The 13,949-nt window shown below is 51.0% G+C and carries 12 protein-coding genes; 5 read left to right on the top strand and 7 right to left on the bottom strand.

The features are described 5' to 3' along the window. Positions 1-26: 26 nt before the first annotated feature. The gene (locus tag EPA93_RS09590) at positions 27-416 is read right to left on the bottom strand and encodes a VOC family protein (protein ID WP_129886852.1); all 390 of its coding nucleotides are present in this window, start codon (positions 414-416) and stop codon (positions 27-29) included. 213 nt (positions 417-629) lie between these two features. Between EPA93_RS09590 and EPA93_RS09585 the strand changes: the two genes are divergently transcribed. The 3 genes from EPA93_RS09585 to EPA93_RS09575 all read left to right on the top strand — a co-directional run bounded on the left by EPA93_RS09585 (position 630) and on the right by EPA93_RS09575 (position 2,627). Then, positions 630-1,367 carry an RNA polymerase sigma factor gene (locus EPA93_RS09585; protein WP_129886850.1) on the top strand — a complete coding sequence of 246 codons (738 nt, stop codon included), beginning with the start codon at positions 630-632 and terminating at the stop codon, positions 1,365-1,367. Further along, positions 1,313-2,032: a class I SAM-dependent methyltransferase gene (locus EPA93_RS09580; protein WP_129886848.1), complete on the top strand. Its 720-nt coding sequence runs from the start codon at positions 1,313-1,315 to the stop codon at positions 2,030-2,032. Before EPA93_RS09585 ends, EPA93_RS09580 begins: the two co-directional genes overlap by 55 nt. A gap of 361 nt (positions 2,033-2,393) precedes the next feature. After that, entirely contained in the window at positions 2,394-2,627 is a 234-nt protein-coding gene (locus EPA93_RS09575) for a hypothetical protein (RefSeq protein ID WP_129886846.1), read from the top strand. A gap of 110 nt (positions 2,628-2,737) precedes the next feature. Here EPA93_RS09575 and EPA93_RS09570 read toward each other — a convergent pair whose 3' ends face one another. From EPA93_RS09570 to EPA93_RS09550, 5 genes are all read right to left on the bottom strand, one after another. After that, on the bottom strand, positions 2,738-3,136 hold the full coding sequence (locus tag EPA93_RS09570) for a cupin domain-containing protein (protein ID WP_165422985.1): 399 nt from the start codon (positions 3,134-3,136) through the stop codon (positions 2,738-2,740). 204 nt (positions 3,137-3,340) lie between these two features. Continuing rightward, the gene (locus EPA93_RS09565; protein ID WP_129886842.1) at positions 3,341-3,793 is read right to left on the bottom strand and encodes a MerR family transcriptional regulator; all 453 of its coding nucleotides are present in this window, start codon (positions 3,791-3,793) and stop codon (positions 3,341-3,343) included. A 114-nt stretch (positions 3,794-3,907) separates the two neighbouring features. After that, the gene (locus EPA93_RS09560; protein WP_129886841.1) at positions 3,908-4,543 is read right to left on the bottom strand and encodes a class I SAM-dependent methyltransferase; all 636 of its coding nucleotides are present in this window, start codon (positions 4,541-4,543) and stop codon (positions 3,908-3,910) included. 300 nt (positions 4,544-4,843) lie between these two features. Continuing rightward, positions 4,844-6,427: an APC family permease gene (locus EPA93_RS09555; RefSeq protein ID WP_165422984.1), complete on the bottom strand. Its 1,584-nt coding sequence runs from the start codon at positions 6,425-6,427 to the stop codon at positions 4,844-4,846. Positions 6,428-6,674: 247 nt separating this feature from the next. After that, a complete protein-coding gene (locus EPA93_RS09550) occupies positions 6,675-8,237 on the bottom strand; it encodes an APC family permease (protein WP_129886837.1) in 1,563 nt (520 codons plus the stop codon). 846 nt (positions 8,238-9,083) lie between these two features. Here EPA93_RS09550 and EPA93_RS09545 point away from each other — a divergent pair. Next, a complete protein-coding gene (locus tag EPA93_RS09545; protein ID WP_242527360.1) occupies positions 9,084-10,847 on the top strand; it encodes a peptide ABC transporter substrate-binding protein in 1,764 nt (587 codons plus the stop codon). A gap of 71 nt (positions 10,848-10,918) precedes the next feature. Here the strand turns inward: EPA93_RS09545 and EPA93_RS09540 are convergent, their stop codons facing one another. Next, positions 10,919-11,860 carry an LLM class flavin-dependent oxidoreductase gene (locus tag EPA93_RS09540; RefSeq protein ID WP_129886835.1) on the bottom strand — a complete coding sequence of 314 codons (942 nt, stop codon included), beginning with the start codon at positions 11,858-11,860 and terminating at the stop codon, positions 10,919-10,921. A 1,018-nt stretch (positions 11,861-12,878) separates the two neighbouring features. On the opposite strand from EPA93_RS09540, the gene EPA93_RS09535 reads away from it, so the two are divergent. Further along, complete coding sequence (locus tag EPA93_RS09535; RefSeq protein WP_207229491.1) at positions 12,879-13,826, top strand: EamA family transporter; 948 nt, start codon at positions 12,879-12,881, stop codon at positions 13,824-13,826. Positions 13,827-13,949 lie beyond the last annotated feature (123 nt).

The raw sequence follows: 13,949 nt of genomic DNA, 5'->3' as shown, positions 1-13,949 counted from the left end.
TTTTTCAAGCTTCGCCGCGAGCTTGCTTACTCCTCTGACCAGAGGCCGATGCGATTGCCCTCGCTATCGATAATTTGCGCCATATAGCCAGGGCCCATTTCGTTGAGAGACATCTTAGGAACTACCACCGTTCCGCCAGCCGCTTCCGCCCTTGAGAGCGTAGCATTCATTTCTCCCTTAACTATCAGATATACACATACGCCTTGACCCTGCCCAGGGTGATAATTCTCGTGCTTGACCAGCGCGCCACCGACCGCACCCGGTTCCATGGGAAGGAAGGCATAGAGCATATCGCCCATTGGTGGCTGCTGTAGCTCCTCTTTAACACTCAGAAGCGTACGATAGAAGGTCTTGGCGCGTTCAAAATCGCTGCTTGGTATCTCCACCCAATTGAAAAGATTTGCCAGAGTTGTCAACCTTTCCTGACCGAAACTTATCTTGACCAGTAAGAGAGGCTTCGCGGTATTGATGGAGCAAGCCTAACAGGAAAGCAGGCAAAAAACTTCTCAGATTTTGCGCTTTTCACATTGCACAACTTGTGAGCCGCTTAACAAAAAACCTACATACAGGTGTCCCCTTTGGCCAGAAGCTACGTATATTACAATAAGAAAATGTAGAGAGAGGAAATTATGAGCTTACTGAATTGCCAGCCGGCCAACCAGAAACAGGCTCCAGACCAGCCCCCTCCATTTGAGAGTATTTATGCTCAATACCATATGCGTGTGTATAGTTATTTCCGCGCCCATCTCAAAAATGAGGAGGATGCCGCCGATCTAACGCAACAGGTCTTCTTCCAGGTCTGGATGCACCTATCTGGCTATCAAGCGGGAAGAGGCTCTTTTGCTACCTGGCTATTTAGCATCGCTCACCATCGGCTTATAGATTTTTTGCGCGCCCTTCGCCCCTCAGCCTCGTGGGAAACTCTCTCTGATATTGCAATTGTAGGGCTTAACCCAGAAGAGATCGTGATCGCGACAGAAAGCATTGAACGTGTGCGCCAGCTACTTGACAGGCTTTCTCGTCAAGAGCGGGAACTGCTGGCCCTGCGCTTTGCGGCCCGGCTCACCATCCCGGAGATCGCGCTCATCATCGGCAAAAGTGAGGAAGCCACAAAAAAACAACTTGCGCGCCTGCTGAGACGCTTACATAAGCGCTATTGTAGCCAGGAAGAGTTTAGGTACACAAATCGGCAGGGGCAGCAAGCTCCTGCCTTTTTGCTAGTACTAACGAAGATATATACTGTTTCTCCGCCTATGAGCAGAGCCACGGCCCTGGCCCTTTCCAGCATTTCCACTATGAAAGGATACAAGCAATGTTCCCAAGCAAAAATACATATGACGAGTGTGCAGTTGAATACGCACAAATGATGACAAGGCAGGAAAAGACCGGGGTAGAACCCAACTCAATTATGGCACGGTTCCTGCAGGTAGTTGGGGACGTTTCAGGCCTGACGGTACTCGATGCAGGATGCGGCGAAGGCTATCTGTCGCGTATCCTCGCCCAGCGCGGCGCGCACGTGACCGGCATAGATGTTGCCCCAAGACTGATTGAGCTTGCGCGCACCAAAGAAGCTGTCGGCCAGATAAACTACCAGCAAGCTGACCTCAGCCAGCCCTTGCCTGCCTATCTTGAGCACTTTGATCTGGCTGCCAGCTTCTTTGTCCTCAATGATGTCTATGATTATCGTGGCTTTCTTCGCACGCTAGGATCTGTGCTCAAGCAAACTGGCCGCCTGGTCCTTTTCATGAACAATCCCTATTCCCTGATGGTGCGCGGTCACACAACTGATTACTTTGCCGACTCCGGCCAGGTATTTCCTTACCGAGGCCTGGCAGAGGCAGGAGTAAAGGTTCATTTCTATCACCGCACGCTGGAAGAATATCTCACTGCCAGTTTCGCCGCCGGATTCCAGTTAGAGCAACTGGTAGACGTGCCCACGCCCGAAGGCAGTTTCCAGCGCCGCCGCGAGACCTTAATCCCTGAAGGCTATCACTTTCCATTCTTCACGATCCTGAGCTTTAGAAAGGCCTAAAAAGCTTTGACGCTTTGCGGGTACATGTCAGGGAAATAAAACATTGCTCGCAAAAGGTTCTGCTTGCTAGCACATCCTTGTGGTAAATTAAGCCTTTTTGCCCCAGGATTGCCGTTTCAGGTATTGACTTAGAGAATACTTAAAGGTATATGCTTGGAATGGTGATAGAAGTACCAATACTTCTTGACACATACTGGCTTTGCAACTTGAGAAATGAGTAGAGTCGACAATTCGACAAGTTTCTGTGGCAAGAATCGAAATCTACTTATTAAAGAGCAATTCAGGAGAAGCTTTCTTCTGCAAGCGATAGTATATTTGTTATTGGCAATGCACTCTTAAAATTAGGGAGGAAAGGTGACCCATGGACCCCTCGCATCAGATGTCGGGCTGGTATTATACAATCCGCACTCGCGAGCAAATGAAACGCGAACATAAACCAGAGGCAAACAAGCCGCCTCGCCCATCACGCATATGGCCGCTAGTGGGTAAGGTAGGACAGTTGTTGGTGCGCATCGGTTCCTGGCTACAAAAGCAGGCTTGTACTAAAGAAGCCTATGTTTGCTATCACCAGCCAGTTCCAGGTATCGAGAGCTAAATAGAGAGCCCTGCCAGAATATCAACGCTGAGGCAGGGCTTATTGAAGTCAATTTCTTGCTTAGCGCCTGCTAAGCAGGGCGCAGAATAAGCTTAGACCTCTACAAGTTGCTACTCAGCAATTACCTCCATGTCAAAGTTGCTGGAAATCTCGCCTACTTCTTGCGAGGTGACAGTTTCTGCAAGGCTAGCTGTAGCAAGGGCACGCAATACCCGATCCCAGCCGCCTGGCGCATTGATATTAAGGACCCTCACTTCTTTATTGCTGTGGTTGGCAAATGAGTGGACAACGCCAGGCGAAAAGCAAGCAAAGGCTCCAGCACCGGCAGAAACCAGGCGATCGCCGATTCGTAACGTGAGCGTACCTTCGAGGATATAGAAAGCATCGCATAGCTGCTTATGACGATGCGGCGGAGGAGAGCCAGCCCCACCAGGGGCCAAACGATGTTCAACAACGCTGAAGGCGCCTCCTGTCGCTTCGCCCGAGGCCAGCACGAGTGAGGGTATCACCGTCGCGATAATCTATTAACTCTCCCTCGCCCGGCTGCAAAAACACGGCAGGGAGAGATGGGGTATTAGCCTGCATCTCTGCTTCAGAATCATTGCTGCTCGTCATTGACGTTTTACTTCTTCCATTATCATTTGCATTAAAGAATGCCTACAAATAGCTTCTATATCCTTGCTTCTTCTATCGAAAGCCACGGATGAGAAAGCTTATAGTCCTGCGGCCGGCTCGCCAACTTTATGCAACTGTTGCCCACGCAAGCGCAGCTCCCAGTAGCCCTGGTCCTCGTCTGAGCAATCTACTGCCAGTCCATCGTAGTGAGCAATTTTTTTGTTCACAGCATGCAGGCAGCGTTGGATCTGCTCAAAATGCTGCATGAGCTCATCGCGATGTTCGGCCAGCAGAGCACGGCGCTCGTCAAGCGTTTCGTCGCCCGCCCGGCCCAGCTCTACAAACCTTGTCATCTGGCGAATGGGCATACCAGTAGCCCGCAACAGGCTGAGAAAGCGTATGTTGGCCAGGTCGTCATCAGTATAATAGCGATAGCCATTATCTAAGCGCCCAACCGGTATAAGCAGGCCAATACGCTCATAGTAGCGCAACGTATGTGTGCTAATGCCTGTAAGCTCGGCTGCTTGCTGGATAGTGTATTCGTTACTCATACTCAATAGCATAAACCTTTGAGTATACTCTAAGTCAAGAGCTTTTCTTTACAGCAGGTAGCATAAAGCAGAAGTGTGATGAAAAAGTATATCTTCATCATAATTTAGCGCAAGTCAAGAAGCCACGGGCCTGCTGCCAAGCATGGCGAGAATTTTGAACTGGCGCGAGAGTGGGCCCTGGCAGGTTGAGACATCTGTAAAGCCAAGGCTGCGCATCAGGGGAAGCGTCTGGGTATCTACTATCGATTGATAGTAGTCGCTCTCGCCCATTTTCCCGGTAGCCAGGATGCAAATAAGCTTGCCACCTGGCTTGAGGACGCGCAAGATTTCAGTGAAGACAGCTTGTGGATCAGACCAGAAGTAGAAAGTATGAATGCTGACAATTGTATCGAATTGGCAGTCGGCAAAAGGAAGCTGCGCGATATCTCCTTGCCGCAAGATAACCCGCCCGGCCCTGATGGCCCGTGAATTGCGCTCGCTTGCCCGCTTGACCATTGTCGGCGAGATATCGAGGCCATAGACCTGTCCCTGCCTGGCTCTTGCGGCCAAGAGTTCAATAGCCTTGCCAGCCCCAAAGCCCAATTCTAAAACACAATCTGTCGACTGCACATCAGCCAAAGAGACGCTCCAGTGCGTCTCTATTTTGTGTTGGCGCACCATTAATTCTCCAATCAGGCGTCCGGGTATCCCCTTGGGACACGGATACTGCCTGTTCAAAGCTGCCTCTAAAGTTTGTTTGATCTGTAGCACGGGCTCTTCTCCTTCTTCTCAATGATGCTGTTCTTAGCATACTGTGCCCCAGTCGATAAAACAAGTTCATAAAGGCTATAATGGCGATAAGGATTTTTTATGGTTAGTCGCTGCCTGGTGCAGCCATATGCCAGGCAAGACCAGCAACAGCGCTCTTGAGGAGGGCCTGACACCTTCTCCTCAAGAGCATCATCTCTAAACTGCCCAGGGCTCACACCCGCAAACTTTCAGAGGGAGAGCCGGGCTACCCATTGCATCTACATTCAATCCCTGCTCGGACCATAGCTGCTGCTTGTTATGTTACTCTTCCTGCACACTCTCTGCGGGCGTCCGCTGCGTGCGAGACGACAGACGTAAGAGCAGAAGGGCTCCTCCTAGAACCCAGAGCAACACGAGCAGAGGCAAAATATTCAAAGGGAAAGGAGTGGCGGCAAAACCAAGGCTCGTAAAGTAGTTTCCCACTGTTCCAGGAATAGCAGGCAAGATAAAAGAAGCCAGGGGCAAGGCAAAGATCAGCGAACTGAGCAAGGCAAGCGCTGAGCACACGAGTGAAGGAAGCTTTAGCCTTCCTGCCTGCCTATCCTGGCGCAGCCAGGCCCTCACGGCCGCAAGATTCACAAGAATATAGACCAGAAGAATGGCCATCGTTCCAGTCGTAGACAACCAGAGATAGGGATTGGTCCCATCGGTCTGGCTCCAGCCGGCCTCACCCAGTGACAAGCTCAGACGATAGCTCGTGCCCCCATCCGCCTGAGTTTTCTGCTGCACGAGAGCCAGCAGCAGGACCAGGACCAACGTGAATAGAGCCTGGACCAGGAGCGCTTTATGTGGGCTCTTCCAGCGGGGATGCGTGCTCCCCAACTGGGAAGGTAGCAATTGCTTACGTCCCAGGTCAAAGAGATAGCGCCCGCAGGCCAGGGCAAAGGCCAGGGCACAAGCCAGATTGCTCGAAATATTAAGAATGTTCATGACTTCGGCAAACCAGCCGCCCACATACCTGGCTCCCAGCTGATAGGAGGATTGGTAGCCGCCCTTACCCAACTGGTCAGCGGCATGCTCCCAGCCGAAGCCGATTACCGCGCTGTAGGACGACCACAGATAGAGCAAGAGCAAGACAAGAATGGAGAAGAGCAAAGCAACCGGGACAGCCACACGCGGACGACGAGCCTCTTCCCCATAGACAGCACTCGTATCAAAGCCAACAAACATCCAGACACCAAGAACCATCCCATCCAGCAGGCCCAACAGCCCTCCCGGCGCGGCTCCGGCCACGCTTGTTCCGGCCAGGCTCCAGGGACTCAGGTCATGGCCATGCGCTCCCCCTTTGAGGGTAATCGCCGTATCGAGAATTAGCAAAGTTATGAGTTCGAGAAGCATGAAAATGACGACGCCACGCGAGGCCAGGGAAATATCGAGCACGGCAGCCCCAAAGGTAAGGAGCGTGGCAAGCACAGTATAGGTCACCCAGCCGCCAGGAATGTTGAAGTGCAGATAACTGCTCAGAGCGCTCTGTAGCAGAGAACCAAGTAAGATAAGTACAGAAGTCGTAAAGAGCGTATAGCCTCCGGCCATGAGCCAACCGGAAAGCAGGCCGGCTCGCGTGCCAAGACCTGTGGCAATCCAGCTGGCAAACCCACCAGCCGAGCTAGAGCGCCGCGAGAATGAGACAATAGCAGGGGTAAACGAGAGCAGGCCAACACCAGCGGCGACAAAGACGAGTGGGACGCTAGCTCCGGCCTGGGACGCAATGAGAGGGACATTAGTAATCACTGCCGCCAGGACGGCAGCACCAGCCATACTCAAATAGAGCACGCTGCCAAGGCCAAGGGCATCGGGATGCAGCGTTCGGCTTTCAGAGGAGGCGCGCGGTTCATTGCTGGTCATCGCCATAGAATCCTTTCTACACAATAGTGCGTAAGAGAAAAGCTGACGAACTTTCCCTGCGCAGGGCGCGCAAAGAGAAGAACAAGGGGATCTCTCTGTTTCCCCCTACAAGCTCAAGTGTTCAAGCTTAAGGGAGAAACAGAAAAAACCGCTCCTTTGGTTCTGGTTGTAGTATAGGGAGAAGCTTCACACTGGTCAAGTGTGTTTCAAATGTTCATCTCCTGCAGAGATAGAATTCGCCACCTCTTCAAGAAGATGTTTTCTCCCCGCCAGTCAGCTGTTCAGTCGCTTCAAATGTGCGGCTAAGGCCCTCGTAGTCGGCCTGGCTACGACCATAGAAGCTCAAGATCAACATGAGGATGATGATAATGAGCACAAAGCCGATAATAAGATACGCCCAGATTCCCGCCGGAATGGTTGGGGTCCAGGAATAAAGGATTGTATCGGCAATGAAGAGCAACCCGAAGACAATGCCAGAGAACGAGAGCACCATGAGCAGGCCAGCAGGCAATAGACGTTGTGGCCCCGCCGAAGGGAGGGCACGGCGTATGCATAAGGCTAACAGGTTGAAAAAGAGGAACATAGTGGCGACAATCCACATGACAGAAAGGCTCGCCAGAACCACTTGCAAAGAGGCATTGGCCGCATCGGCCGGCTTGAGAGCAAAGAAATGGGGAAAGACATAGGCCAGAACCCCGTAGATTATGCCGGCTGCTAGCAGCGAAAGCACAGTCTGAAAGAGCAACGCATGCTGCGGCACGCGTCGTTGGGGATGAACCTGCCCAAACCAGAGAGGGATGCGCTCATCAATACCTGCGACAAAGAGCAGGCGAGCATTGGTGATCTGGTAGGCAACCGTGGCAAACAGTAGAAAGGCTAACCAACCCACTGCCACGATGCTCCCACAGAACTTGCCTAAGATCTGATCGGTTAATAGAATCGGGGCAGCCAACTGATAAAAGGCAGCATTTCCACCAAGCACCAGCATGGCAAACGAAGTGAGCAGATAGCACAAGAACACTAGCAGACCACCGATAAGCACATGGCGTATGATGAGTCGCCGACGCGCAGCCTCTTGCTGATAGTCCGGGTGGATTTCTCCCAGCAGTCGGGCCGGACTATCGATGCCCATAAATGTCAGCCCGATCACGCCAAAGGAAGCCAGCGACCCGGTGGCCAGGTTAATGTTGGGTACCCAATCGGCGGGATGACTAAAGCTCACCGCAGGGCCATGACCTGCAAACAGCCAGAAAAGGCTAGCTGCGCAAAAGAGCAGCACACCAATAAGCATACAGAGCGCAGCAGCATTCATGAGACGGAGAATCAGGCGAACCCGCTGAAGGGAGAGGACCGCCGAAAGCAGAATGAGACCCAGAATACAGAGCAACTGTTGCCAGGATTCGGTGAGCCAGTGGGGATTGATCCCCTGCAGAACGCTGATCCAGAGAGCCGGCGTACTCACAATGAGCGGAATACTGGGGCTCCAGGCACAAAAACCAGCAATAAAGCTCCAGGGGCGCCCAAGGGCATGAGCCGTCCAGGCGTAAATACCTCCCGCATATGGAAAAAGGATGGCCAGTTGAGCCGTTGCCACCAATGCAGGGACAAAAAAGCCGAGCAGCCCAATACCCCAATAAGGAAATACCGAGACACCAGCGGGAACAATGTTGGGCACGTTGGTCAAGAAAAAGAGGACCAAAAAGAAGAGCCCTATCCCATCAAGTGGGCGCAGTGTAGGAGCCAACACCCGTGGCACGTAGAGCTGCGAACGGAGCGGTGGGGCGCTTGTGGGCGGTGAGGAGTGTTGCATCAATAGCCTCCTCTTGCCTTGATAACAGGTGGGCAAAGGCGCACAGCCTTATCCCATTTGCCCTTGACGTGCACAGGCAACGATGATCTTCCGTGCAGAGAAATCATAGAGAGCATCCTTTCATCTCAGATGGGTCACAGAAGAAGTACATGTGGGCGAGCAGGAGAAAAGAGAGGCGGAGTCTGCGGATAGCTCACCCCGATAAACACTTGTACAGTCTTCATTATACTATTGCCTCTCTCACTACTTTTTCTTGTAAGGCCATTATAGCAATCGACCATTATTTTATTGAAAATACTTACGAAGAATAAGATATTTGTACTACTTGTAATAATGTTGAAAGCTTGCTTAGCACAAAACGCAGCAAGCTTGCCTAGCGAGCTTCCTTCACGTTGATTGGTTCGTTCTCTCTGAGTCAGATATACTCATCAAGAGCCGAAGGTAGCCTGTTGAGTGAAGTATCTATTTCTTCTTCCTATCTCTTCTGCTCCTAGTCAGAAGAAAAATGCTTTTAATCATCTGTATCTCTTCATGAACATGACTTAATGAATCTTCTATATCAACTCTATCTTCTATAAAATTTCCAAAGATGACTTAATAAATCTTCTATATCAACTCCATTTTTGCTACAGCAAAAATCAAAGAATACTTGATTTTCGCTAATAAAAAAGCTATACTTGCCATAAGGATTGCACTATCTTGAAGGATATACGTATCCCAAAGCCATCTTGAGGAGGTGGAGTATCTAAGATTTCATGCTCAACACCTGGTATGCAACGGCTATCCCCAACATTTTCTGTAAGACACCTGTGACCACAACAAAATGCAAGCAGGAGAAAATCACTCGTGAAAATCAAGACCTCAACAGGAAATAAGCTGTTACCGACCATATTCTGTTTATTTACCATCTTGCTGGCCGCCTGCGGTAGCTCTGGGGGCGCGCAGACAGCGCCAAAGGCCGAGATGGCGCCAGACAACCAGCAAATCGCCATACTTCCCTTACCAGGAATCTCCGATCTCGACTCTTTTGATCCGGCCAAGGCTAGCGACGCGAACTCGATCACGGCGATCATGATGAACTTCACGGGTCTTGTCACCCTCAACGATCAGAACGAAGTTATCCCCGACCTGGCCCAATCCTATAGCGTGGCCCATGACGGTGTGACCTGGACTTTTAAGCTACGCCCCAATTTGAAGTTTAGCGATGGCACTCCGCTTACCTCAGCTGACGTAGCCTATAGCATTGACCGTGCCCTTAAGCCTGAGCTTAAATCAAGCGTGGCGCCTATTTATCTAAACCTGCTCAAGGATGCCGACAAGCGCGCGTCTGGCAAGATCAGCACATTGATCGGCGATAGTATCAAGACTCCTGATCCACAAACTGTAGTTCTGATTACCTTTCAGCCCGCCGTCTATTTTCTTGATACCCTTACCTACAATACGGCATTTGTCGTAGAGAAGAGCCTTATCGATAAGTACACAGACAGCAAATTTACTGATCATCTCACTGAGGGCGGAAGCGCCGGCCCCTGGAAAGTTGAGAAGTATGAGCATGATCACGGTGTAACCTTTGTGCCCAATCCTTACTACTACGGCCCCAAACCGCAATTGAAGAAGGTTGTGATGCCCTTCTACAAAGATTCTGATACCGCCTACAAGGATTATCAGGTTGGGCGTATAAGCAGCGCAAAGGTACCTCCTGAGCAAGTTCAGAGGGCAAGATCTCTCCCGAACGGGCAATATCACAACTTCGATCGGCTCTTTATCTACTTCTATAAGATGAATTACCTTGTCAAGCCTTTTGACAACATCAAAGTGCGCCAGGCCTTCGCGCTGGCCCTTGACAAGGATAGAATCGCCCACAACGTCTACAAGGATGCAGTTACCCCTACCAATCATCTTGTGCCCAAGGGCATGCCCGGCTACTATGCAAACCTGACCGGCCCCGATGGGACAACATCGACGAAAGGCAATCCTGAGAAGGCCAGACAGTTATTGAAGGAAGGTTTGCAGGAAGAGGGTATGAGCCTTGCCAGTTTGCCACCACTTACGCTTAGCGTCGCGACGCGAGGCCGCGCAGATTATCGCGATGAGGTAGCTGTCGTGCAGCAGATGTGGCAGAGCGTACTTGGAGTAAAGGTCAGCATAGATGATGTTGACTTCAACAAGCTGCTCAACGACAGCCTTGCGGCGATGAATAATCCTAAGGGCCTCGCGCTCTGGCGCCTTGATTGGGGTGCTGATTATCCCGATCCTCAGGACTGGCTGACGCTACAGTTTGATAAGGGCAGCCTTGACAATGATATCAACTATGGCCAGAATAATGCAGCCAACGTAGCTCAGCAAGTTGCCAACCAACAATTGATGGAAAAGGCCGATGGCAATGCCAACAATGAAGAGCGCATGCAGCAATACCATCAAGCTGAGCAGCAGTTGGTCAACGATGTAGCCTGGTTACCAATCTATCAGGAACAATCGTCGATTGTTTACAAGCCCTGCCTGGTAGGGCTGCCAGCCAATTACGGCGGATCGTCTATCGATCCCTTCGATTGGGGCCATATCCATATTACCACGGCGACGCCGTGCGCTAATACTTCCAACTATCAATAATCTTGCCTGTAAGTCTCCACGCACGACCCGTGCGCGGGGCCGCGTGTGGAGCTGGCTTGATGGGAGGGAACCTACAGGCTGGCAAGTAATTCTAGAATCGCGTTGGTATCCCGCGCCGGATCTTTGCGGGTGCCAACACCAGTGATGATCTCATCAACGCCGGCGGCATGTAAAGCGTAAAGCCGCTGGCGAATCGTATCAGGATCTCCATAAATGTAGTGATCATGGATAAATTCATCTGGCAACTTGCCATCAGCGGTAAGCGAAAAACCGGCCTCAGCAAGTAGTCTTCGATAGGTCGGAAATGATCTGTAAACCGAGAAGCCGTTCTGAGCAATCTGGCGCACGGTAGCAAAATCTTTGTCAAGCACAATCGGTGCGCTGGCAATCAGCTTTGGTCGTGGCCTGCCAGCGAGCTTTGCGCCCTCTTCCAGGGCAGGCAGAACAACCGATTTCAGGTATGAGAGCGGCGACCAGATAACTATCGCTTCATCAGCGAGCTCGCCAGCCAGGCGAAGCATATTCTTGCGCATTGCGGCCAGGGCGATCGGCGTTCGCGGCGGCGGTGCGGAATATTGAGCGTGGACGCGATAGTATTCACCCTCAAAGTCGCTGCGTCCCTCCCACAACATACCACGCAGCACCGTAATATATTCGCGCAAACGTGCAAGAGGCGGCATAAAGTCAAGCCCATAGTTGCCCTCGATAGCCGGCCTATGACTGGCTCCTATCCCCAGGCGAAAGCGCTGAGGGGCCAGTTCGGCCGCTACCAGGGCCTCGTTAGCCAGCGTCAGAGGATGGCGCGGATAGGTAATCGTAATGGCAGTGCCGAGGCCAATCTGGCTGGTCTGGACGGCAGCGGCAGTCACTATAGCTAAGCCGTCAAGGCCTACGGGCCAGGATGGTATCCAGACCCTGGGAATGCCAAGTTGCTCCACTTGCTTGATCATGGTAAGCGTCTGTTGCGCACTGGGAGAAAAAATTGTAACCCCAATAGGAAACTTCATAGTCATCTGTTGAGTATACCTTTCCATGTGTTTGGGCCAGGATTGTTGATCACAGCAATTGTCGCCCGAGAGAATTGAAATCTGACCTTAAGTAGCTGTTCTGCTTCTATCCTATCCCTTTCCAAGTCTATACAGGCTATTGCCTATTCCATTACTAATTATGCAACAGAGCCTAAAAATTTCATAGCTGCGCATGGCTTCAAGATATGCTTGCAGCTTCCCACGCAAGCCTGCAGGAGAAAAAGAGGGCTTGAATTTTGAAAATGTAGCCTGGCAGGAACCAAATTTGCCGCTTTCTCTGTTAAGCTACGAGTGCAATCATATGCATAGGAGAGGTTGCTGACGATGGTCAGCTTAATTTTAGCGAAAAGCAGAATATATTCTAGAGGCAATCAGCGAGCACCGCGAAACGCTCAAGGCGGCCCTGGATAATATCAAATCTGTTGAAATACTGATTATTTGGGGACACCCCATTACCTCTCCCCCGGAGAGGGTTCCATCGCCAGGGGAGACCCCTGGACCCCTTGTCATCGCTTTTCAACAGGCTGTCATCTTTGTTCATCTCCCCGCTATCTCCTATAGTACTTGAAATAGGACCACGAAGGCAAGACATATATTGTGAGGTAGATCATAGACAATCTGCCTATTTTCTGCCGGGTAGGCAATATTGCTGAGAAAAGAGTGACGACAAGACCCCCTTATTCGTAGTACAATAATACAAGGGACATAAATAAGTACAATTAATTCTAAGGTGTCCTGCATTCTGGGAAGGTTGACGAAAGTCACACAGAAGTGTGCTTAGAAGCAGGGTACCTATAGCTTTATAACCTTGAAATAGATATATATCATATTATTATAGCTAAGCGAAACTTACGGGCAACTTACAAGAGTAGATGCATTTTCTACAAATACAGAGCCGAAGAGAATACTATATTTCGCCATCATCAAGTAGGCTGTTCTGGGAAATTGCCATGCTCATAAGTAACCATGTAGGGTTGGCGCGGGCTCAATATGAAAGGGAATTATGGGCAAGGTTTTTAATTTACCAAGGGCCTGGGAACAATCCTTACATATGTCCTCGGGAGGCCAGGAGCAGGCCATACAGCGTGCTGACGTGGTGCATGCAGCTACCCGTTTTCTTCCACCGCCCTTGCTATTGCTCCTATCTATCCTTTCAGTGCAATTGGGAGCCGCAATAGCCAAGAGCCTGTTTCATACGCTCAGCTTTGAGGGAATCGTCTTCTTGCGCGTTGGCTTTGCCGCAATCATCTATCTGGTGATGGCTCGCCCACGCTTGCGTGGCTATACATGGCGCAACTATCTGGTAGTAGTACTATTTGGCCTGGTTATCGCAGGGATGAATACGCTCTATTACGCATCTATTTCACGTATTCCCCTGGGTGTAGCTACCACCTTAGAGTTTGTCGGTCCGCTGGGAGTTTCGCTATTCGGCTCAAGACGCCTGATTGATCTGCTCTGGGTCGTACTGGCTGCGGCTGGTATCGTCTTGTTGGCACCGATAGGCGGAGGTGCCGCGCTTGATCCGTTGGGCGTAGTACTAGCCCTTTCGGCTGGCGCAGGTTGGGCGGCATATATTCTTGTCAATGTGCGTGTCGGGCAGGCATTTCCCGGTACAGTGGGGCTGGCCTTAAGCATGAGCGTGGCGGCAATCGTGCTTGCACCGTTTGATGCGGGCTACCTGTTCCCACTTGTGAACAATCCCGTCGTGTTGTTGCTGGGCCTGGGTGTGGCCATTCTCTCAACGGTCATCCCCTTTGCGCTAGAATTAGAGGCCCTCAGACGAATTTCCGCCCGTGTCTTTGGAATCTTGATGAGCCTGGAGCCTGCTGTCTCGGCCCTCGTCGGCCTGATAGTGCTAGGAGAGATTGTCAGCTTGCGTGCTTTGATTGCTATGGGTCTCATCATTGTTGCTTCTTGCGGAGTTTCGTTTGCGCAAAATAACCATAAATAAATCACAACCCAGATGACACTTCGTTCGTAATTATGGCATAGATATGATTCAACAGTAATGTTCCTTTCTGAAGAATCATACAATTGAGTGTTCCTTTCTGAATGCGTCCGTCCGGCCTGGTTG

Source organism: Ktedonosporobacter rubrisoli (assembly GCF_004208415.1).
Taxonomy (GTDB): Bacteria; Chloroflexota; Ktedonobacteria; order Ktedonobacterales; family Ktedonobacteraceae; genus Ktedonosporobacter; species Ktedonosporobacter rubrisoli.
The sequence above is the reverse complement of the archived record's forward strand: the minus strand, read 5'-3'. Positions and strand labels throughout refer to the sequence as shown.

Excerpts from the sequence above, each read along its gene's own strand:
- EPA93_RS09585 (WP_129886850.1), top strand. The coding sequence starts at position 630 with ATGAGCTTACTGAATTGCCAGCCGGCCAACCAGAAACAGGCTCCAGAC.
- EPA93_RS09580 (WP_129886848.1), top strand. The coding sequence starts at position 1,313 with ATGTTCCCAAGCAAAAATACATATGACGAGTGTGCAGTTGAATACGCA.
- EPA93_RS09575 (WP_129886846.1), top strand. The coding sequence starts at position 2,394 with ATGGACCCCTCGCATCAGATGTCGGGCTGGTATTATACAATCCGCACT.
- EPA93_RS09565 (WP_129886842.1), bottom strand. The coding sequence starts at position 3,793 with ATGAGTAACGAATACACTATCCAGCAAGCAGCCGAGCTTACAGGCATT.
- EPA93_RS09555 (WP_165422984.1), bottom strand. The coding sequence starts at position 6,427 with ATGACCAGCAATGAACCGCGCGCCTCCTCTGAAAGCCGAACGCTGCAT.
- EPA93_RS09550 (WP_129886837.1), bottom strand. The coding sequence starts at position 8,237 with ATGCAACACTCCTCACCGCCCACAAGCGCCCCACCGCTCCGTTCGCAG.
- EPA93_RS09540 (WP_129886835.1), bottom strand. The coding sequence starts at position 11,860 with ATGACTATGAAGTTTCCTATTGGGGTTACAATTTTTTCTCCCAGTGCG.
- EPA93_RS09535 (WP_207229491.1), top strand. The coding sequence starts at position 12,879 with ATGGGCAAGGTTTTTAATTTACCAAGGGCCTGGGAACAATCCTTACAT.